This is a genomic window from Pseudomonas taeanensis MS-3, assembly GCF_000498575.2.
Classification (GTDB): domain Bacteria; phylum Pseudomonadota; class Gammaproteobacteria; order Pseudomonadales; family Pseudomonadaceae; genus Aquipseudomonas; species Aquipseudomonas taeanensis.
In genome coordinates, this window is record NZ_AWSQ01000009.1 from 289753 (window position 1) to 309588 (window position 19836).

At 59.0% G+C, this 19836-nt stretch carries 16 protein-coding genes; 12 read left to right on the plus strand and 4 right to left on the minus strand.

From position 1 onward, the window contains the following. Positions 1–456 precede the first annotated feature (456 nt). The 6 genes from fadB (at position 457) to TMS3_RS21585 (ending at position 7755) form a co-directional block, all read left to right on the plus strand. Positions 457–2604, plus strand: a complete 2148-nt coding sequence (gene fadB / locus TMS3_RS21560) for a fatty acid oxidation complex subunit alpha FadB (RefSeq protein WP_025167373.1) — start codon at positions 457–459, stop codon at positions 2602–2604. Between the two features lie 30 nt (positions 2605–2634). Next, positions 2635–3810, plus strand: a complete 1176-nt coding sequence (fadA, locus tag TMS3_RS21565; protein ID WP_025167374.1) for an acetyl-CoA C-acyltransferase FadA — start codon at positions 2635–2637, stop codon at positions 3808–3810. A gap of 82 nt (positions 3811–3892) precedes the next feature. Continuing rightward, complete coding sequence (locus TMS3_RS21570; RefSeq protein ID WP_025167375.1) at positions 3893–4129, plus strand: DUF1653 domain-containing protein; 237 nt, start codon at positions 3893–3895, stop codon at positions 4127–4129. Between the two features lie 115 nt (positions 4130–4244). Beyond that, positions 4245–6854, plus strand: coding sequence for a type I DNA topoisomerase (gene topA, locus TMS3_RS21575; protein WP_025167376.1), 2610 nt, complete (start codon positions 4245–4247; stop codon positions 6852–6854). A 71-nt stretch (positions 6855–6925) separates the two neighbouring features. Then, entirely contained in the window at positions 6926–7444 is a 519-nt protein-coding gene (locus TMS3_RS21580) for a DUF6586 family protein (protein WP_025167377.1), read from the plus strand. A 77-nt stretch (positions 7445–7521) separates the two neighbouring features. Continuing rightward, entirely contained in the window at positions 7522–7755 is a 234-nt protein-coding gene (locus TMS3_RS21585; RefSeq protein WP_025167378.1) for a hypothetical protein, read from the plus strand. Between the two features lie 119 nt (positions 7756–7874). On the opposite strand, the gene sulA is transcribed toward TMS3_RS21585, so the two are convergent. Next, positions 7875–8348, minus strand: a complete 474-nt coding sequence (gene sulA / locus TMS3_RS21590; protein ID WP_025167379.1) for an SOS-induced cell division inhibitor SulA — start codon at positions 8346–8348, stop codon at positions 7875–7877. Positions 8349–8358: 10 nt separating this feature from the next. Then, complete coding sequence (gene lexA / locus TMS3_RS21595) at positions 8359–8967, minus strand: transcriptional repressor LexA (protein ID WP_025167380.1); 609 nt, start codon at positions 8965–8967, stop codon at positions 8359–8361. 256 nt (positions 8968–9223) lie between these two features. On the opposite strand from lexA, the gene TMS3_RS21600 reads away from it, so the two are divergent. The 4 genes from TMS3_RS21600 to TMS3_RS21615 all read left to right on the plus strand — a co-directional run bounded on the left by TMS3_RS21600 (position 9224) and on the right by TMS3_RS21615 (position 12352). Next, complete coding sequence (locus tag TMS3_RS21600; protein WP_025167381.1) at positions 9224–9931, plus strand: TetR/AcrR family transcriptional regulator; 708 nt, start codon at positions 9224–9226, stop codon at positions 9929–9931. A 128-nt stretch (positions 9932–10059) separates the two neighbouring features. Then, the gene (locus TMS3_RS21605; protein WP_025167382.1) at positions 10060–10584 is read left to right on the plus strand and encodes a L,D-transpeptidase; all 525 of its coding nucleotides are present in this window, start codon (positions 10060–10062) and stop codon (positions 10582–10584) included. 21 nt (positions 10585–10605) lie between these two features. Next, complete coding sequence (gene nagZ, locus TMS3_RS21610) at positions 10606–11604, plus strand: beta-N-acetylhexosaminidase (RefSeq protein ID WP_200929750.1); 999 nt, start codon at positions 10606–10608, stop codon at positions 11602–11604. Positions 11605–11614: 10 nt separating this feature from the next. Further along, a complete protein-coding gene (locus tag TMS3_RS21615; RefSeq protein WP_025167384.1) occupies positions 11615–12352 on the plus strand; it encodes an S-methyl-5'-thioinosine phosphorylase in 738 nt (245 codons plus the stop codon). A gap of 59 nt (positions 12353–12411) precedes the next feature. Here the strand turns inward: TMS3_RS21615 and TMS3_RS21620 are convergent, their stop codons facing one another. Continuing rightward, complete coding sequence (locus tag TMS3_RS21620) at positions 12412–12951, minus strand: CsiV family protein (RefSeq protein ID WP_025167385.1); 540 nt, start codon at positions 12949–12951, stop codon at positions 12412–12414. 11 nt (positions 12952–12962) lie between these two features. Then, positions 12963–16400: a transcription-repair coupling factor gene (mfd, locus tag TMS3_RS21625; RefSeq protein ID WP_025167386.1), complete on the minus strand. Its 3438-nt coding sequence runs from the start codon at positions 16398–16400 to the stop codon at positions 12963–12965. 131 nt (positions 16401–16531) lie between these two features. Between mfd and TMS3_RS21630 the strand changes: the two genes are divergently transcribed. Further along, positions 16532–17998: a glyceraldehyde-3-phosphate dehydrogenase gene (locus TMS3_RS21630; protein ID WP_025167387.1), complete on the plus strand. Its 1467-nt coding sequence runs from the start codon at positions 16532–16534 to the stop codon at positions 17996–17998. A 500-nt stretch (positions 17999–18498) separates the two neighbouring features. Beyond that, on the plus strand, positions 18499–19836 hold the full coding sequence (locus tag TMS3_RS21635) for a Na(+)-translocating NADH-quinone reductase subunit A (RefSeq protein ID WP_025167388.1): 1338 nt from the start codon (positions 18499–18501) through the stop codon (positions 19834–19836).

Genomic DNA, 19836 nt, shown 5'->3' on the forward strand with positions numbered 1-19836 from the left:
TTTTAGGGCATTCATTATTTTTGTTGTGGTCACGCCTGCTTAGCACCAGCCGTGTTGGGACGACTGTACCCGGAGCAAAAAGATTTGGCTAGTTAAGTGCTGGATCACATTTGTCGGCTCATGGCTTGGCGAATATCCGGTGATCGGCGCAGATGGTTAGCTGTTCGGCTCAATATTTCTCTGCTCATGTGCAGTTTTGCGCGTATGTGGGCTGTTGCTGCGCTGCAGAAGGCCAATTGACAATTTGGGCTTTATCCCTGAAGGTGGGCGCACCCAAATCAAACGGGCGTATGAATTGAGCGTTTGTCTGAGTGAGACGACGCCTTTACAACCCGATTATCGCGTCGGCGGGTGTGCCAGGCTAATTGGGGCTATTCTCGACGGCTCTGCCGTGGGTTAGTCCTCTGGCTGGCTCCGATGTGTATTGTTCAGCTTCCATACCGTGGAGATCAGTTGATGATTTACGAAGGTAAAGCCATCACGGTTAAGGCTCTTGAGAGCGGCATCGTCGAATTGAAATTCGACCTCAAGGGTGAGTCCGTCAACAAATTCAACCGTCTAACCCTGAACGAGCTGCGTCAGTCTGTTGATGCAATCAAGGCCGATGGTTCGATCAAAGGCGTGATTGTCACCAGTGGCAAAGACGTATTCATCGTCGGCGCCGACATCACCGAGTTCGTCGACAGCTTCAAGTTGCCTGCCGAAGAGTTGGTGGCGGGCAACCTCGAAGCCAACAAGATCTTCAGTGACTTTGAAGACCTCAATGTTCCGACCGTAGTCGCTATCAATGGCATCGCCCTGGGCGGTGGTTTTGAGATGTGCCTGGCTGCGGATTACCGGGTCATGGCCGACAGCGCCAAAGTTGGCCTGCCGGAAGTCAAGCTGGGCATCTATCCGGGCTTTGGCGGTACTGTTCGTCTGCCGCGGGTTATCGGTACCGATAACGCCGTAGAGTGGATCGCCGCGGGTAAAGAAAACCGCGCTGCCGACGCTCTCAAAGTCGGCGCAGTGGATGCTGTGGTGACTGCCGATAAGCTGCAAGCTGCTGCCTTGGATCTGGTCAAGCGCGCTATTTCCGGCGAGCTGGACTACAAGGCCAAGCGTCAGCCGAAGCTGGAAAAGCTCAAGCTCAATGCCATCGAGCAAATGATGTGCTTCGAGACCGCCAAGGGCTTCGTCGCCGGTCAAGCCGGTCCGAACTACCCGGCGCCGGTTGAGGCGATCAAAACTATCCAGAAAGCCGCCAACTTCGCTCGCGACAAGGCCCTGGAAGTGGAAGCCGCAGGCTTCGTCAAGCTGGCCAAGACCTCTGTCGCAGAGAGCCTGATCGGTTTGTTCCTGAACGACCAGGAGCTGAAGAAGAAGGCCAAGGATCACGACGAAATCGCCAAAGACGTGAAACTGGCTGCCGTGCTCGGCGCCGGCATCATGGGCGGTGGCATCGCCTATCAGTCCGCTTCCAAGGGCACCCCGATCCTGATGAAGGATATCCGTGAAGAGGGTATCCAGATGGGGCTGAACGAAGCGAGCAAGCTGCTCGGTAACCGTGTTGCCAAGGGCCGTATGACTCCGGCGAAGATGGCTGAAGCCCTCAATGCCATTCGTCCTACCATGTCCTACGGTGATTTCGGCAATGTCGATATCGTTGTTGAAGCCGTGGTCGAAAACCCCAAGGTCAAGCAAGCCGTATTGGCCGAAGTGGAAGGTGCGGTGAGGGAAGATGCGATCCTCGCCTCCAATACCTCGACCATTTCTATCAGCCTGTTGGCTAAGGCGCTGAAACGTCCGGAAAACTTCGTTGGCATGCACTTCTTCAACCCGGTGCACATGATGCCGCTGGTTGAAGTGATCCGTGGTGAGAAGTCCAGCGAAGTAGCCGTGGCGACTACCGTGGCCTATGCCAAGAAGATGGGTAAGACCCCGGTTGTGGTCAACGACTGCCCAGGCTTTCTGGTCAATCGCGTGCTGTTCCCGTATTTCGGCGGTTTCTCCAAGCTGCTCGAGCTTGGCGTCGATTTCGTGCGTATCGACAAAGTCATGGAGAAATTCGGCTGGCCGATGGGTCCGGCTTACTTGTCCGACGTAGTTGGCATCGACACGGGGCACCATGGCCGTGACGTGATGGCCGAAGGCTTCCCGGACCGCATGGCTGTGGAAGGCCGCACCGCAGTCGACGTGATGTACGAAGCTGATCGCCTGGGCCAGAAGAACGGCAAGGGTTTCTACTCCTACGAAATGGACAAGCGCGGCAAGCCGAAGAAGGTCATCGACCCAGTGGCTTACGAGTTGCTCAAGTCCATCGTTAGCGAGCAGCGTGAAGTGACTGATGAAGACATCATCAACTTCATGATGATCCCGCTGTGCATGGAAACCGTGCGGTGCCTGGAAGACGGTATCGTCGATACCGCTGCCGAGGCCGATATGGGCCTGATCTACGGCATCGGCTTCCCGCCATTCCGTGGTGGTGCATTGCGTTACATCGACAGTATCGGTGTAGCCGAATTCGTAGCCCTGGCCGACAAGTACGCCGATCTGGGCGCGCTGTACCAGCCGACCGCCAAGCTTCGCGAAATGGCCGCCAGCGGCCAGAAGTTTTTCGGTTAATCGCGGACAGATTAGAGCGAGAGTAGAAATATGAGCCTGAATCCAAGAGATGCAGTCATCGTCGACTTCGGCCGCACCCCGATGGGGCGCTCCAAGGGCGGTATGCACCGCAATACCCGTGCCGAGAGCATGTCGGCACACCTGATCAGCAAGCTGCTGGAGCGCAACACCAAGGTCGATCCGGCCGAAGTGGAAGACGTGATCTGGGGCTGTGTGAACCAGACCCTGGAGCAGGGCTGGAACATCGCGCGCATGGCGTCGCTGATGACTCAGATCCCGCACACCAGTGCTGCGCAAACCGTCAGCCGGCTCTGCGGGTCCTCCATGAGCGCCCTGCACACTGCCGTGCAGGCGATCCAGTCCAATAACGGTGACGTATTCGTCATCGGCGGCGTGGAGCACATGGGCCACGTTGGCATGATGCACGGTGTCGATCCGAACCCGCACTTGTCGCTGTACGCCGCCAAGGCGTCCGGCATGATGGGCTTGACCGCAGAGATGCTCGGCAAGATGCATGGCATCAGTCGTGAGCAGCAGGACGCCTTCGGTGAGCGCTCGCACCGTCTGGCACACAAAGCCACCGTCGAAGGCAAGTTCAAGGATGAAATCATCCCGATGCAAGGCTACGACGAGAACGGCTTCCTGAAGATGTTCGATTTCGACGAAACCATCCGCCCGGAAACCACCCTGGAAAGCCTGGCGGCTCTGAAGCCGGCATTCAATCCTAAGGGCGGCACCGTGACGGCGGGGACTTCTTCGCAGATTACCGATGGTGCTTCCTGCATGATCGTGATGTCTGCGCAGCGTGCCCAGGATCTGGGCATTCAGCCAATGGCGGTGGTACGTGCCATGGCTGTGGCTGGTGTCGATCCGGCGATCATGGGTTACGGTCCGGTTCCTTCCACGCACAAAGCCCTGAAGCGTGCCGGGCTGAGCATGGCCGACATCGACTTCATCGAGCTCAACGAAGCCTTTGCTGCACAAGGTTTGCCTGTTCTGAAAGACCTGAAAGTCCTCGACAAGATGGAAGAAAAGGTCAATCTGCACGGCGGCGCGATTGCTCTGGGTCACCCGTTCGGTTGTTCCGGTGCGCGTATCTCCGGTACCCTGCTGAACGTGATGAAGCAGAACGGTGGCACTTTGGGTGTCGCCACTATGTGTGTCGGTCTCGGTCAGGGCATCACTACCGTATTCGAACGCGTGTAATTAAGCGTTGTTGAATGCGAAACCGGGGCCATGCGCCCCGGTTTTTGTTTGTGTGCAGTAAATTTTTCAAGGAAATTGAGTGATGCAGCTACAGCCTGGTCTTTATCGTCACTACAAGGGGCCTGAATATCGCGTGTTCGGTGTGGCTCAGCATTCTGAAGAGCAGCAGCAGGTTGTGGTCTACCAGGCGCTATACGGCGATTACGGCCTGTGGGTGCGCCCGCTGGAGATGTTCTGCGAAGAGGTCGTCGTAGATGGTAAGACGGTTCCTCGCTTTGCTTTGATTCAGGCCGAAACTGCTGTTTTTACCCAGCCCTGAGCGGCAAGCGCGAGTTCTCTGCGCTTGACCTCACCTTAAGCACCACTATATATAGCGGTGCCGCGCTTGGCGCCTTGCGCCTTCCATTACTTCGAATTCAGGAATCTTCTGATCCATGGGCAAATCGCTGGTCATCGTGGAATCCCCGGCTAAGGCCAAGACCATCAACAAGTATCTGGGTAACCAGTACGTGGTGAAGTCGAGCATCGGCCACATCCGTGACCTGCCTACCAGTGGCTCGGCAAGCGCGGCTAAAGAGCCGGTCAAGCGCGGCAAGGCAGCTGCTGGTGAGGCGCCGGCCCTGTCACCCAAGGAAAAAGCCAAACGTCAGCTTATAGCTCGCATGGGGGTCGATCCCGAGCAGGGGTGGAAGGCCAAGTACGAGATCCTGCCTGGCAAGGAAAAAGTCGTTGAGGAGCTTAGGCGTTTAGCCAAGGATGCCGACACCATCTATCTCGCAACCGACTTGGATCGCGAGGGGGAAGCCATTGCCTGGCACCTGCGCGAATCCATTGGCGGCGATGACAGCCGCTATAAGCGTGTGGTGTTCAACGAAATCACCAAGAAGGCGATTCAGGAAGCGTTCGCCCAGCCGGGTGAGCTGGACATCAATCGGGTCAATGCCCAGCAGGCGCGGCGTTTTCTCGATCGCGTAGTTGGCTACATGGTCTCGCCATTGTTGTGGGCGAAGATTGCCCGTGGCCTCTCCGCTGGCCGGGTGCAGTCGGTCGCGTTGAAGCTGGTGGTTGAGCGCGAGAAGGAAATCCGCGCGTTCGTCCCGGAAGAGTATTGGGAGGTCCATGCCGATCTCGGCACTGCCAAGGGCGCCAATGTGCGTTTCGAGGTTGCCCGGGAGAACGGTGCAGCCTTCAAGCCGCTGAATGAAGCCCAGGCCATGGCCGCGCTGGAGACGCTCAAGGCGTCCAGCTACAGCATTGCCAAGCGTGAGGACAAGCCGACCAGCAGTAAGCCGTCGGCTCCGTTTATTACTTCTACTCTGCAGCAAGCGGCGAGCAACCGACTGGGCTTCGGTGTGAAGAAAACCATGATGATGGCGCAGCGTCTCTATGAGGCCGGCTACATCACCTACATGCGTACCGACTCGACCAACCTGTCGGCGGATGCGGTAAGCATGGTGCGTGACTTCATCGAGGACGAGTTCGGTAAGAAGTACCTGCCGGCCAACCCCAACATCTACAGCAGCAAGGAAGGAGCCCAGGAGGCACACGAAGCGATTCGTCCTTCTGATGTCAGCATGAAACCTACCCAGCTGACAGGCATGGAGCGTGATGCCGAGCGCCTCTATGAGTTGATCTGGCGCCAGTTCGTGGCCTGCCAGATGCCGCCGGCCGAGTACCTGTCGACGACCGTCACCGTCGCAGCGGCGCAGTTCGAGCTGCGTGCCAAGGGTCGAATCCTCAAGTTCGATGGTTACACGCGAGCGCTGCCACAGCTGAGCAAGCCGGGCGATGATGATGTGTTGCCGGAGATGGATAAAGGCGAAGTGCTCAAGCTGATCAAACTCGATCCGAGCCAGCATTTTACCAAGCCGCCAGCACGTTATTCCGAAGCCAGCCTGGTCAAGGAGATGGAAAAGCGTGGGATCGGTCGTCCATCCACCTATGCGGCGATCATCTCGACCATTCAGGATCGTGGTTACGTTGCGTTGCACAACCGTCGTTTCTATTCGGAAAAGATGGGCGATATCGTTACCGAGCGCTTGTCCGAAAGTTTCTCCAATCTGATGGACTATGGCTTTACCGCCGGCATGGAAGAGAATCTCGACGATGTGGCTCAGGGCGAGCGCCAGTGGAAGCATGTGCTCGACGAGTTCTACGGCGACTTCAAGAAGAAGCTCGAAGTGGCCTCGGACAGCGACACTGGCATGCGTGCCAATACGCCGACGCTGACCGATATCGCCTGCCGCGAGTGCGGCCGCCCGATGATGATTCGCACGGCCTCAACTGGCGTGTTTCTCGGGTGTTCAGGCTACAGCCTTCCGCCTAAAGAGCGCTGCAAGTCGACCATCAACCTGATTCCCGGCGATGAAATTGCCGCGGATGATGAGGGCGAATCGGAGTCGCGGGTGTTGCTGGGCAAGCATCGTTGCCAGAAGTGCGATACCGCCATGGACGCCTATCTGATCGACGAGACGCGCAAGCTGCACGTCTGTGGCAATAACCCGGACTGCTCGGGTTACGAGATCGAACAGGGCCAATACCGCATCAAGGGTTATGAAGGCCCGAGCCTTGAGTGCGACAAGTGCGGCAACCAGATGCAGTTGAAGACCGGGCGTTTTGGCAAGTTTTTCGGCTGTACCAACAGCGAATGCAAGAACACCCGTAAGCTGCTCAAGAGTGGCGAGCCTGCACCACCGAAGATGGATGCGGTGAAGATGCCCGAGCTCAAATGCGAGAAGGTTAACGACACTTACGTGCTACGTGACGGCGCTTCCGGCCTGTTCCTGGCGGCCAGTCAGTTTCCTAAGAACCGCGAAACCCGCGCTCCGCTGGTGCTGGAGATCATTCCGCATAAAGACGAAATCGATCCGAAGTACACCTTTCTGTTCGACGCGCCGAAGAAGGACCCGGATGGGCGTCCAGCGGTGATCCGCTATAGCCGTAAGACCAAAGAGCAGTACGTGCAGACCGAGGTCGATGGCAAGCCGACAGGCTGGCGTGCCTTCTATGACGGTGGCAAGTGGAAGGTCGAAGACAAGCGCTGAGCGGACAGGGCGCGCGCCTGCTCATCGCAGGCGCGCGTATAGTGACTTGATCTGTTGTTGAGGACCCACTTATGGCCAATGAGCTGTATACCCGTACCAATCAGAAGATCTACTTTGCCGGGCTGTCACTGGAGTCCTGGCGCAAGGCGGAGGAGGGTCGCGCCGTTAATGCCCAGGCGCTGATTCAGGCTGAGCGTGAAGTGGCGCTGTTTCACCTATACGGTGCGCTATTGGGTCTGTGCCATGAGATTGCCGGTTACTACCACTTGGCCGAGCGGCAGGTGCCGCGGGTGGAGTTGCTGCTCAATCGCGCGGTGCTGGAAGTAGCGCCGAGTCCCGAACTGGCAGAGTTGGTCGAGTTGGCGGAGCAGTCGGAGACCTGGCTGGCGCAGTTGCTCAAGGCCTATGCCGAGTTGTTTCAACCTCCATTGATGGCAAAAAAAGCGAAGGCCGACCCGCGTCAGCCTTTGATCGAAGCAGTGAGTCTCGATCAGGAAGTGCTGCCGCTGGAGCGAGCGACGCTGGAGGCGTGGCGCCAGCAGTTGAAAGGACTGGCGCTGCGCTTTCGCGAGTCGCTAAGTGAGTGCTGAGCTGAGTTTGGACCAGCGGACTAGGGGGAGCCCTGGTCGGCTGTTACAATGCCGACCTTTCGTGGAGAACCTACTTTATGCCAACGTCCTTCCTAGAAATCGTCGAGCTACCCGACGGGCGCATTGCCCTGCGTCGTGCGGAGGATGAAGAGTCCTTGGTCGTTCTGGATTTTTCTGCCGATGCCAAGGCCTTTCTGCAGGGGCAGCATGTTGAGGTGGCTAAGGCGATGCTCAATGTTGGCGTGCAAATGGCTGGCAAGCTGGCCGACAATGATTTTCAGCAGGAAGAAGAGCCCAGAGTCCTGCACTGAGTAAGCAGGTAAGGGGCCGCTGGTTGGATGTTCAAAAGCTTGATTCGTGTTTTGGTCGTCTTATGTCTACCTGAGGCATGTGCCGTGCACAGTCCTTGTGTCATGGTCGCCACAGCGCTCTAACCCAGACTGATGTTCAGGCTCTGCGCCTTGCCTTGTCGCGCGGCCAGTTCAAGCTGCTGCCGGGCACTGCGCTCAAGAGGGTGTAGCCAGCTGACGACCGTGTGGCTGCGCCCCAGCTTAAGCGCTTCCTGGGCTAGTTCCAGAGCGCTCTGTTCGCCACGTGGGTGCAGCAGCAGGATGCGCTCGCGGTTGAGTCCGGCGTCGCGTAACCAGGCTTGAGTCAGGCTGGTAGGCGGGGCTATCAATGTCATCCAGCGCTCATCGTCGCTCTGGCTTAGCTCGCGAAGGATTGGCGCGAGCAGGGTTAGGCAGTGGCCCGCAGCGCCGCGTAGCGACATTTCACTGAAGGCTTCCGACTCATCCTGCCACGGCGATTCCCGCCCTTCGTTCAGTAGTGGGGTTGCTGTCGGAGCCAGAAAGGCTTCAAAGAGTGGCAGCTGTGTACGGTTAAGCGACTGTGGGAACTGCATAACGCCTCCTCTAGCGGCGAATAACGCCGACACTCAAGCCTTCTATGACTAGATCCTGCTTTTCCAAGTCCACTTCAATCGGTGCGAACTCAGGGTTCTCTGCGATCAGCCAGACTTTAGTGCCTTCGCGTTTAAAGCGTTTTACTGTTACTTCGTCATCAATCCTGGCGACTACCACCTGGCCGTTGCGCACGTCCTGGGTGGTGTGGACTGCAAGTAGGTCACCATCGAAGATGCCGATGTCTTTCATGCTCATGCCGCGTACGCGCAGCAGGTAGTCGGCTTTAGGGCGAAAGAACTCCGGGTTGATGCGGCATGATTCTTCAATGTGCTGTTGCGCCAGAATAGGTGCGCCGGCGGCTACTCGGCCGATGATGGGCAGGCCTTCTTCTTCGTCGCCGGGTTCGAAGCCTGGAATGCGGATGCCGCGAGAGGCGCCGGGAGTCATTTCAATCGCGCCTTTACGGGCCAGCGCCTTGAGGTGTTCCTCGGCGGCATTGGGTGATTTGAAACCCAGTGCCTGAGCGATTTCCGCACGGGTTGGCGGATAGCCATTGTCTTCAAGGCAATGCTTGATGAAGGCGAGAATCTCGGCTTGGCGTGGAGTCAGTTTGATCATGAGGGCGCTCTGTTTTTTTATACAGTGACTGGGATTATATACAGTGCATTGTGCTTGGCAATCCTCCTTTTCGGTGTCGGCCAGATTGGCTGTTGGTCGTTTCGCAGTTGTTGCCTGTTACTCGATGGGCTTGGCGTTCGTCTTGCTACATGTTGTTATGGTGTGTGACTGCTCAGCCAAAATACGGATTACCAGACTTGACAAGGCAGTAGGCTGAAACGTATGTTTCAAACAAGTGTTTGTCAGGTAGTGAGATATGGCCCAGTCGGAAACCGTAGAACGCATTCTCGATGCGGCAGAGCAGTTGTTCGCGGAGAAGGGTTTCGCTGAAACGTCGCTGCGCTTGATCACCAGTAAGGCTGGGGTCAACCTGGCGGCGGTGAACTATCACTTCGGTTCGAAAAAGGCCCTGATTCAAGCGGTGTTTTCACGTTTTCTCGGGCCGTTTTGTAGCAGTCTTGAGCGTGAGCTCGATCGCCGCCAGGCTAAACCTGAAGCCAAAATCAGTCTTGAAGAGTTGCTTGAACTGTTGGTCGAGCAGGCGCTGATCGTCAAGCCGCGAAGTGGCAACGATCTGTCGATTTTCATGCGCTTGCTGGGGCTGGCCTTCAGCCAGAGCCAGGGGCACCTGCGCAAATACCTGGATGAGGTGTACGGTAAAGTCTTTCGCCGTTATATGCTTCTGGTGCATGAGGCGGCTCCCCGTATTCCACCGTTGGAGTTGTTCTGGCGGGTGCATTTCATGCTCGGCGCCGCAGCTTTCAGCATGTCTGGGATCAAAGCCTTGCGCGCCATGGCCGAGAACGATTTCGGAGTGAATACTTCGATTGAGCAGGTGATGCGTTTGATGGTGCCTTTCCTGGCTGCCGGGATGCGTTCGGACAGTGGTGTCACTGATGAAGCCTTGGCCAAGGCGCAACTCAAGTCGCGGCCCAAGAGTCAGGTTGTTCCGGCCAAAGTCTAAGGCTGGGCTGATGAGTCTGGGCTTATTGATTTGCCTTCCTTGCTGTAGCGACAAGCCGGTCACAGCAGAGGCTTAACAGTGTGCAAGTGGGTGGGCTTGGCGGGTTCGATCCGCTAAGATTGCTGCCCATGCGCATTCTCGATCTACTGCATATCTCCCTTGCCGATCAGTGCCTGTACGGCTTTGCCGATGGGCAGCTGTTGCTGCGCCTGCCGGTGTCTACGGCCCTGAATGGGCCTGGTGAACTTAATGGTTCTGGCTGCACGCCGCGTGGCTTGCACCAGGTGCGCGCGAAGATCGGCGGTGGACTGCCGTCGGGGGCTGTGCTGCGAGGCCGGCGTTGGACCGGCGAAATCTGGTCGTCGGCGTTGGCCGCACAATTTCCCGATCGCGACTGGATCCTTACGCGCATACTCTGGCTCAGTGGCTGCGAGCCCGGGCGTAATCGTTTGGGCGCTGTCGATACCTTTCGCCGTTATATCTATCTGCATGGCACCACGGACAGTGAGCCCATGAGCGTCCCCCGCTCGCATGGTTGCGTACGGCTGCGTAATGCCGATCTTCTGCTGCTCTTCCCGCTAGTCCCCATTCATTGCGCCGTTCAGATCGATGAAGCGGCATGCCCGGAATGGGCCGCAACGCCACTCAATTAAGGATTTTTCGTGAGTTCAAGCCTGCATGGTTCATTGATGCTGGACGTCGCCGGTACGTGGCTGACCGCCGAGGACCGGCAGATTCTGCGGCAGCCCGAGGTGGGTGGGCTGATTCTGTTTGCGCGCAATATCGAGCACCCGCGACAAGTGCGTGAATTGTGCGCCGCGATTCGCGCCATACGCCCGGATCTGCTGCTCGCCGTCGATCAGGAGGGCGGACGGGTACAGCGTTTGCGCCAGGGCTTCGTGCGGTTGCCGGCGATGCGCGCGATTGCCGATAACCACAATGCCGAGGCGCTGGCCGAGCACTGTGGCTGGTTGATGGCCACTGAAGTGCTGGCGGTGGGCTTGGACCTGAGCTTTGCTCCGGTGCTGGACCTGGATTACCAGCGCAGTGCGGTGGTGGGCAGTCGTGCCTTCGAGGGCGACGCACAGCGTGCAACGTTATTGGCGGGCGCCTTTATTCGCGGGATGAACGCGGCGGGCATGGCGGCCACCGGTAAGCATTTTCCTGGGCATGGTTGGGCCGAGGCGGACTCCCATGTGGCAATTCCGCTGGATGAGCGCAGTCTGGAGCAGATTCGCGCCAGCGACTTGCAACCTTTCGCGCGCTTGAGTCGGCAGCTGGCTGCGGTCATGCCTGCACATGTCATCTATCCCAAGGTCGATGCTCAGCCCGCAGGCTTCTCGCGGCGCTGGTTGCAGGAGATTCTGCGCGGTGAGTTGCAATTCAAGGGCGTAATTTTCAGCGACGACCTGTCCATGGCGGGTGCTCATGTGGTCGGCGATGCGGCATGCCGCATCGAGGCTGCACTGACGGCGGGATGCGACATGGGGCTGGTGTGCAATGATCGGGCGGCTGCGGAGTTGGCGCTGAGCGCCTTGCAGCGGCTCAAGGTGGTGGCGCCTAGCCGCTTGGCGCAGATGCGTCGGCAAGCCTTTCCAGGTGTTGAATATCGGCAGAGCCCGCGCTGGTTAGAGGCGATCGGGGCATTGCGTGCGGCGCAATTAATCAATTGAGGGAAGTTCGATGACTGTTTACGCCATTATCGGCGGCACTGGCCTGACCCAGCTGGATGGCCTGACCATCACGGCTGCGCTGAATCTCGATACGCCCTATGGTGCGCCTTCGGCGCCGGTATTGCGGGGTGAATACGCCGGGCGCGAAGTGCTGTTTCTTGCTCGTCACGGCCACCCGCATCGGATTCCTCCGCACCAGGTCAATTACCGTGCCAACCTTTGGGCGTTGAAGGCGGCAGGCGCTCAGGCCATTGTCGCGGTCAATGCCGTTGGCGGTATCCATGAGGCCATGGGGACCGGACATTTCTGCGTGCCCCATCAGGCCATCGATTACACCTCGGGCCGGGCGCATACCTTTTACGAGGGTGAGCTGGAGCATGTGACCCATGTCGACTTCAGTCATCCCTATGACGCTAAGCTGCGCGAGATGCTGTGCGCTGCATTGGCGTCCGAGGGCTGTGCTCACAGCACGCACGGCATCTACGGCTGCACTCAGGGGCCGCGCCTGGAAACGGTGGCAGAGATTGCCCGGATGGAGCGTGACGGTTGCGATATTGTTGGCATGACCGGGATGCCCGAGGCGGTGCTGGCGCGTGAGCTGGCGCTGCCCTATGCCTGCTTGGCATTGGTGGTGAACCCTGCGGCAGGCAAAACCACGGCGCTGATCACCATGGCGGAAATCGAGCGTGCATTGGATGAGGGGATGGGTAAGGTCAAATCCGTGCTGGCGCGGGTGTTGGCTGGCTGAATAGTCGACCGATAGGCATGAAGGGGCTGCAGTCTGCAGCCCTTTTTATTGTCTGGGATTTACAGGTTGTTGATGCGAATCAGTACGCCCAGGTTGCCGTGATCGAGGTAGGTGAGCTTGCCGGTCTGCAGTCGGCTGCCTTGCTTGAGTCGCTCGCTGCTGATCAGTAGGCCGCTCTCGTCGAATCTGTTGATCCATAAATCGACTGTCAGATCGATATAGCGCGCTTGTACGAGCGACAGCGTGCCTTCGATCGGGTAGTGGCCGAATCGCGGATTACCGCTGTGCAGGGCCACGCTGCTGGCTTCGCTACCGAGTTCCTGGGCCCAGGCCTGGTGCAGGAGCACCTGGTAACCATTGGCCGGGTTCAGCTTCTCGGCTTGACTGCCGAGTGCTGTGACGCGTTCCTGAGTGGGGTCTATCGGCTGTGCACCTTTGGCCCAGTCATCCGGCGCGGTCTGGCTGGCTGGAAGCGCTTCGCCAGCCTGGCGGAAGACGATCAGTTCAACCTGATACTCGTTCGCGGCAACGGCGGGGGCGCCGCTCAGCAGCGAGAGCAGGATAAGTGGCAACAGCGCCAGGTTGCGACGTGCACGCATGGGTTAATCCTTTAAGCAGGGAGGGTCAGGCGCTCGAACAGCGCCTCCAGAGTGTTGAATCGTTCCTCTGGGCGCTCCATTGGCACTTGGAATTTGAACAGGGTGGCACCTTCGAATTTATAGCGTGAAGGCGCGCTCTGGATCAGCTTGATCAGGGTCAGCGGATCGACACAGGTGTCGGCGGCGAACTCAACACGGCCGCCTTGCGGGCCGGCGTCGACCTTCTTGATGCCGAGCTGGTCGGCCTGCAGTTTGAGCAGCGTCAGCCGGACTAGGTTCTTGGTCGGCTCCGGGAGCAGGCCGAAGCGGTCGATCATCTCCACTTGCAGTTCTTTCAGGCCGTCTTCGTCGGCGGCCGAGGCGATGCGTTTGTAGAGGATCAGTCGTGCGTGCACGTCCGGCAGGTAGTCTTCGGGGATCAGTGCAGGAACCCGCAAATTGATTTCGGGGCCGCCACCAAGGGGTTGGTCGAGGTTGGGTTGTTCGCCCTTGCGAATGGCTTTCACGGCCCGTTCGAGCATTTCCATGTAGAGGGTGAAACCGACTGCCTGGATCTGCCCGCTCTGGCCGTCGCCGAGTAGTTCGCCAGCGCCGCGGATTTCCAGGTCGTGGGTGGCCAGGACGAAGCCGGCGCCCAGGTCCTGGGCGTTGGCGATGGCCTCCAGGCGTTTCTGCGCGTCATCGGTGACCTGCTTGCGCGGCGGGGTCAGCAGGTAGGCGTAGGCCTGGTGGTGGCTGCGCCCGACGCGGCCGCGCAGCTGGTGCAACTGGGCCAGGCCGAACTTGTCGGCGCGCTCGATGATGATGGTGTTGGCGCTGGGGACGTCGATGCCAGTCTCGATGATGGTCGAGGCGATCAGCACGTTGAAGCGCTTGTGGTAGAAGTCGCTCATCACCTGTTCCAGCTCGCGCTCGCGCATCTGCCCATGCCCAATCGCGATGCGCGCTTCAGGCACCAGCTCAGCCAGGTCGGCGGCACACTTTTCGATGGTCTTCACGTCGTTGTGCAGGTAGTAGACCTGGCCGCCGCGTAACAGCTCGCGTAGCAGCGCTTCCTTGACCACACTGTGCTGCTGCTCCATGACGAAGGTGCGTACCGACAGGCGCCGCGCTGGCGGCGTGGCGATGATCGACAGGTCACGCATTCCGGCCACGGCCATGTTCAGGGTGCGCGGGATCGGTGTGGCCGTCAGGGTGAGGATGTCCACTTCGCTGCGCAGGGCCTTGAGCTGTTCCTTCTGGCGCACGCCGAAGCGGTGTTCCTCGTCGATGATCACCAGGCCCAGGTTGTTGAATTTGACGTCGTCCTGTAGCAGCTTGTGAGTGCCGATAACGATGTCGGCCTTGCCCTCACTCAGTTGCTGCATGGCTTCGCCGATTTCCTTGGCGCTCTTGAAGCGGCTCATCACCTCGACCTTGATCGGCCAGTCGGCGAAGCGGTCGCGGAAGCTGTTGTAGTGCTGCTGGGCGAGCAGGGTGGTGGGCACCAGTACGGCGACCTGGCGGCCGCTGTGCACGGCGATGAAGGCGGCGCGCATGGCCACTTCGGTTTTGCCGAAGCCAACGTCACCGCATATCAGTCGGTCCATGGGCTTGGGCGCGAGCATGTCGTCGCGAACCGCATCGATCGCAGTTTGCTGGTCCGGGGTTTCCTCGAAGGGGAAGCCAGCGCTGAAAGTGGCGTAATCGAGCTGCGGGTCGGCGAACGCGTAGCCTTCGCGGGCGGCGCGGCGGGCATAGATGTCCAGCAGTTCGGCGGCCACGTCGCGCACTTGTTCGGCGGCCTTGCGCTTGGCCTTCTGCCAGGTTTCCGAGCCGAGGCGGTGCAGCGGGGCGAGGGCGTCGTCGCTGCCGGTGTAGCGCGCGATCAGGTGCAGGCTGGCTACCGGCACATAGAGCTTGGCTTCTTCGGCATACATCAGGGCTAGGAATTCGGCGGCCTGGCCGTCGATTTCCAGGGTGATCAAACCCAGATAGCGGCCGACGCCATGATCGATATGCACCACCGGCGCGCCTTCACGCAGTTCGGTGAGGTTCTTGATGACATTGTCGCCACCATCGCGGGTCTTTTCGCGCCGACGGCGCTGCATGACGCGCTGGCCGAACAGTGGGCTCTCGGCTATGAGGGCCAAGTCCTCCAGCAGCAGGCCTTCATCGAGCGGGGCAATGCAAATACCCAGGCGTTGCTTGCTCGCGGTGAACGCCGGCCAGCTGTCAACTTCCTTGGGTTTCAGTTTGAGGCGTGCGAGCAGCTCCAGGAGCACTTCGCGGCGGCCGGCGGATTCGGCGCAGAACAGCACCCGGCCGGGATAGTCCTCGATAAAACGGCGCAAGGCGGCCAGCGGCTCGTTGGCTTTGGCCTGGATCGCCAGGTCCGGCAGCGGTTGCGCGGTGAAGCGTTGGCGGCCGACGCCGGTTTCGATATCGTCCTGGCTGATGACCACGCGAGGCCAGTCCTTCAGGCGGGCGAAGCAGTCCTCCACCGGCAGGAAGATGTCGGCGGGCGGTAGCAGCGGGCGCTCGGGGTCGACGCGGCGTTCTTCGTAGCGATTGCGGGCGTCCGTCCAGAAGTGCTCGGCGGCTTTTTCCACACCCGGCAAGGAGAACACCTGGGTGTCCTGCGGCAGGTAATCGAACAGGGTCGCCGTGGCTTCGAAGAACAGCGGCAGGTAGTACTCGATGCCGGCCGGGGTGATACCGGTGGATAGATCCTGGTAGATCGGGCAGCGCCGGAAGTCCACATCGAAGCGCTCGCGGAAGCGTCCACGAAAGTCGCTGACGGCTTTCTTCTCCAGCGGGAATTCGCGCGCCGGTAGGAGCTTGATCGAGCTGACCTTGTCGATCGAGCGCTGAGTCTCCGGGTCGAAGGTGCGTAGCGTCTCGATCTCGTCGTCGAACAGGTCGATGCGATAGGGCTGATCGCTGCCCATCGGGAACAGGTCGATCAGTGCGCCGCGCACGGCGAATTCACCGTGCTCGTACACAGTGTCCACGCAGCGATAGCCGGCTGCCTCCAAGCGCGTGCGCATTTCGTCGACATCGAGCTTCTGGCCGACATCCAGCACCAGGCTGCTGCCAAGCAGGAAGCGGGTCGGTGCCAGGCGATGTAGGGCGGTGGTGATCGGGACTACCAAAACGCCATGTTTCAGCTCGGGCAGGCGATAGAGGGCGGCAATGCGCTGGGAAATGATGTCCTGATGCGGCGAAAACAGGTCGTAGGGCAGGGTTTCCCAGTCGGGAAAGTGCAGCACGGGCAGTTCCGGGGCGAAGAAGCTCAGCTCCTGCTCCAGGCGTTCGGCGTTCTGACTGTCGGCGGTCAGCAGCAGGGTGAAGCGTTTGGCGGCGCTGGCGGCTTCGGCGATCGCCAGGCTCAGCGCGGCACCGGGCAGGTTGCCCCAGTGTTGTTTTCCGGCGGTGGCCGGCAGGGACGGTAGGCGCAGTACGGACACAGGCGGCTCACGGTCATGGCACAAGGTCGGCGATTGTAGCGGGCGAGGACGCTTTATGTCAGTCGCGACAGGCGCGCATTGCTCATGCCAGCGTGCGCCGTCATAATGTAGCCCCTTTTTTCAGCCCCTACATGTGGAAGGTACTGCCCGTGACTCAGAAGCCCGACCAGTGTCTCGGTGAATGGATCGATCGCGAAGCCTTTGCTGAAGCGATGATTCCGCTGATTGGCCAGCTTTACCGCAACAACAACGTGGTCATCTCGATCTACGGTCGTAGTCTGATCAACCGTTCGGTGATTCAAATCCTCAAGGCTCACCGTTATGCACGTCACCGCCTGGACGGTGATGCCGAACTGTCGGTGCATGACACCTTCCCGATTCTCAAGACCATGAGCGAACTCAAACTGGGTTCGGCCTCCGTGGATCTTGGGCGTTTGGTGGCCAAGTTCATCAAAGACGGTAACGGCCGTAGCATCGAGCAGTTCGTGCGCGACGAACTGGAGCCGGTAGCCGGACAGCAGAACGTGCTGGCACGTAAAGGTACCGACGTGGTGCTCTACGGCTTCGGTCGTATCGGTCGCCTGTTGGCACGCATCCTGGTCGAGAAAACCGGCGGTGGTGATGGCTTGCGTCTACGTGCCATTGTCGTGCGCAAGGGTGCCGAAAACGATCTGATCAAGCGTGCCAGTCTGCTGCGTCGTGATTCGGTGCATGGTCCGTTCGACGGCACCATCACGGTCGATGAAGCCAATAATACCCTGACCGCTAACGGCAACCTGATCCAGGTGATCTACGCGAAGAACCCTACTGAGGTGGATTACACCCAGTACGGCATCCAGGACGCGTTGTTGGTGGACAACACCGGTGTCTGGCGTGATGCCGAAGGTCTGGGGCAGCATCTGGCCTGCCCGGGTATCGATCGCGTGGTGCTGACCGCTCCAGGTAAAGGCAAGCTGAAGAACATCGTGCACGGTATCAATCACGGTGAAATTACCGCCGATGACCGCATCGTTTCGGCGGCGTCTTGCACCACTAACGCCATCGTGCCGGTACTCAAGGCGGTAAACGACAAGTACGGCATCATCAATGGGCACGTTGAAACGGTTCATTCGTACACCAACGACCAGAACCTGATCGATAACTTCCACAAGGGTGATCGTCGTGGCCGCAGTGCTGCGCTGAACATGGTCATCACCGAGACTGGTGCGGCCACGGCGGCGGCCAAGGCGCTGCCCGAGTTGGCTGGCAAGCTGACCGGTAACGCGATTCGTGTGCCGACGCCGAACGTGTCCATGGCAATTCTCAATCTGAACCTTGAGAAGGCCACCACGCGCGATGAAATCAACGAGTACCTGCGCTATATGGCCTTGCACTCGGACCTGCACAAGCAGATCGATTTCGTTAACTCGCAGGAAGTGGTTTCCACTGACTTCGTCGGTTCGCGTCATGCTGGTGTAGTGGATGCCGAGGCGACTATCGCCAATGACAATCGCGTTGTGCTGTATGTGTGGTACGACAACGAGTTCGGCTACAGCTGTCAGGTGGTTCGCGTGATGGAAGACATGGTAGGGGTCAATCCGCCGGCTTTTCCTAGCTAAGCATTAGATGCGAATAACAACGGGAGCTACGGCTCCCGTTTTTTTATCCATTTGGGACTGAGATTATTGGCCAGTAGGGCAGGGGTAGCGTCTCGGGCGGCCTCTCGGGCGCCAGTCATCTGTCCAAATAGACCTTGGCAGGTTTTGGCTGGCTGCGGGTGAGGGCGTTCCTGTTATTGCGCTCCAGGCTCAGGCCGCTGTGGTCATTGACGCGCAGGGTGCAGCGGTCACCTGGGCGAATGTCGAGAAAGCTGGCGTGCAGCGCGAGTTTTCTGATGGCGTAAAGAGTTTTGTGTCGTGCTCTGTAACGGAAAGTTCAAAATAAGCAAGCGCTTGGGTAGTCAGTCCTAGGGGGGGGTCTTTATAATCAAGCGGATTTTTTACCCGCGTCCGACAGCATCATTCGCGCCAATAATGCATTGGTGCGCAATTGGCTATTAAGCATCCAGATGTCGTTCGTATTCTAAAAAAAGCTTATAAATCAGTGGTTAGGCAAACCTATGATCAAAATTAAAGATGGGCTTGATTTGCCCATAACAGGCGCGCCGGCGCAGCGTATCGAGGCCGCAAGGCCGGTACGCAGCGTCGCCGTCATAGGCTCCGATTATCACGGAATGAAGCCCACGATGGAGGTGCAGGTTGGTGATCGAGTCAAGCTCGGCCAAGTCCTGTTTTCCGATAAGAAAACGCCTGGGGTGACCTATACCGCGCCGGGGGCTGGGGTGGTCAGTGCGATTCACCGGGGCGAAAAGCGTGTTCTGCAGTCGGTGGTAATTGACCTCGACGGCGATGAACAGGTGACCTTCGCTCAGTATCCGGCCACGCAGCTGGACAGCCTGAGCGATGCGCAAGTCCGCGAGAACCTGCAGCAGTCTGGTCTATGGACCGCCCTGCGTTCGCGGCCGTTCAGCAAGGTTCCGGCCGTGGATGCCGTGCCCAGCTCTATTTTCGTGACTGCCATCGACACCCATCCGTTGGCTGCCGATCCTGCACTGGTCATCGGCGAGTACGCCGCTGACTTCGAGAGTGGGCTCAAAGTGCTCAGCTGCCTGGGCAAAGTCTTCCTGTGCAAGGCCGAGGGCGCAAATCTGCCCGGCGAGCAGTTGAGTAAGGTCCAGGCTGAAGCTTTTGCGGGCCCGCATCCAGCCGGTCTGGTCGGTACGCATATCCATTTTCTCGATCCGGTCAGCGTCAGCAAGGCGGTGTGGTCGATCAATTATCAGGATGTGATTGCCGTCGGTAAGTTGTTCAGCACTGGACAGCTATGGGTCGAGCGCGTGGTTTCCTTGGCTGGGCCTGTGGTCGAGCAGCCGCGCCTGCTGCTGACCCGCCTGGGTGCCAACCTGGACGAGCTGACTGCAGGGCAATTGCAGTCGGGCTACAACCGACTGATTTCCGGTTCGGTGCTCGGCGGCCGTACCGCCCAGGGCGCTTACGCTTATCTGGGGCGTTACCACCTGCAGGTGTCTTGCCTGGTCGAAGGTACCGATCGCGAGATGATGCATTACCTGCGTGCCGGGGTTAACAAGCACTCGGTGATGAATATCTTCGTGTCCAAGCTGATGGCGGCCAAGACCTTCGCCTTTTCCACCACTACCAATGGCAGCCCACGCGCCATGGTGCCGGTGGGTAACTACGAAGCCGTGATGCCGCTGGATATCCTGCCGACCCAACTGCTGCGCTACCTGATCGTCGGTGATACCGAGATGGCTCAGAAATTGGGCTGCCTGGAACTCGACGAAGAAGATCTGGCGCTGTGCACTTACGTGTGTGCCGGCAAGTATGAATACGGCCCGATTCTGCGCGATAACCTCGCCCGCATCGAGAAGGAGGGTTGA

What these genes read in the sequence shown, in the direction of transcription:
- fadB (WP_025167373.1), top strand. Translation starts at nt 457, where the DNA reads ATGATTTACGAAGGTAAAGCCATCACGGTTAAGGCTCTTGAGAGCGGC.
- fadA (WP_025167374.1), top strand. Translation starts at nt 2,635, where the DNA reads ATGAGCCTGAATCCAAGAGATGCAGTCATCGTCGACTTCGGCCGCACC.
- TMS3_RS21570 (WP_025167375.1), top strand. Translation starts at nt 3,893, where the DNA reads ATGCAGCTACAGCCTGGTCTTTATCGTCACTACAAGGGGCCTGAATAT.
- topA (WP_025167376.1), top strand. Translation starts at nt 4,245, where the DNA reads ATGGGCAAATCGCTGGTCATCGTGGAATCCCCGGCTAAGGCCAAGACC.
- TMS3_RS21580 (WP_025167377.1), top strand. Translation starts at nt 6,926, where the DNA reads ATGGCCAATGAGCTGTATACCCGTACCAATCAGAAGATCTACTTTGCC.
- TMS3_RS21585 (WP_025167378.1), top strand. Translation starts at nt 7,522, where the DNA reads ATGCCAACGTCCTTCCTAGAAATCGTCGAGCTACCCGACGGGCGCATT.
- sulA (WP_025167379.1), bottom strand. Translation starts at nt 8,348, where the DNA reads ATGCAGTTCCCACAGTCGCTTAACCGTACACAGCTGCCACTCTTTGAA.
- lexA (WP_025167380.1), bottom strand. Translation starts at nt 8,967, where the DNA reads ATGATCAAACTGACTCCACGCCAAGCCGAGATTCTCGCCTTCATCAAG.
- TMS3_RS21600 (WP_025167381.1), top strand. Translation starts at nt 9,224, where the DNA reads ATGGCCCAGTCGGAAACCGTAGAACGCATTCTCGATGCGGCAGAGCAG.
- TMS3_RS21605 (WP_025167382.1), top strand. Translation starts at nt 10,060, where the DNA reads ATGCGCATTCTCGATCTACTGCATATCTCCCTTGCCGATCAGTGCCTG.
- TMS3_RS21615 (WP_025167384.1), top strand. Translation starts at nt 11,615, where the DNA reads ATGACTGTTTACGCCATTATCGGCGGCACTGGCCTGACCCAGCTGGAT.
- TMS3_RS21620 (WP_025167385.1), bottom strand. Translation starts at nt 12,951, where the DNA reads ATGCGTGCACGTCGCAACCTGGCGCTGTTGCCACTTATCCTGCTCTCG.
- TMS3_RS21630 (WP_025167387.1), top strand. Translation starts at nt 16,532, where the DNA reads ATGTGGAAGGTACTGCCCGTGACTCAGAAGCCCGACCAGTGTCTCGGT.
- TMS3_RS21635 (WP_025167388.1), top strand. Translation starts at nt 18,499, where the DNA reads ATGATCAAAATTAAAGATGGGCTTGATTTGCCCATAACAGGCGCGCCG.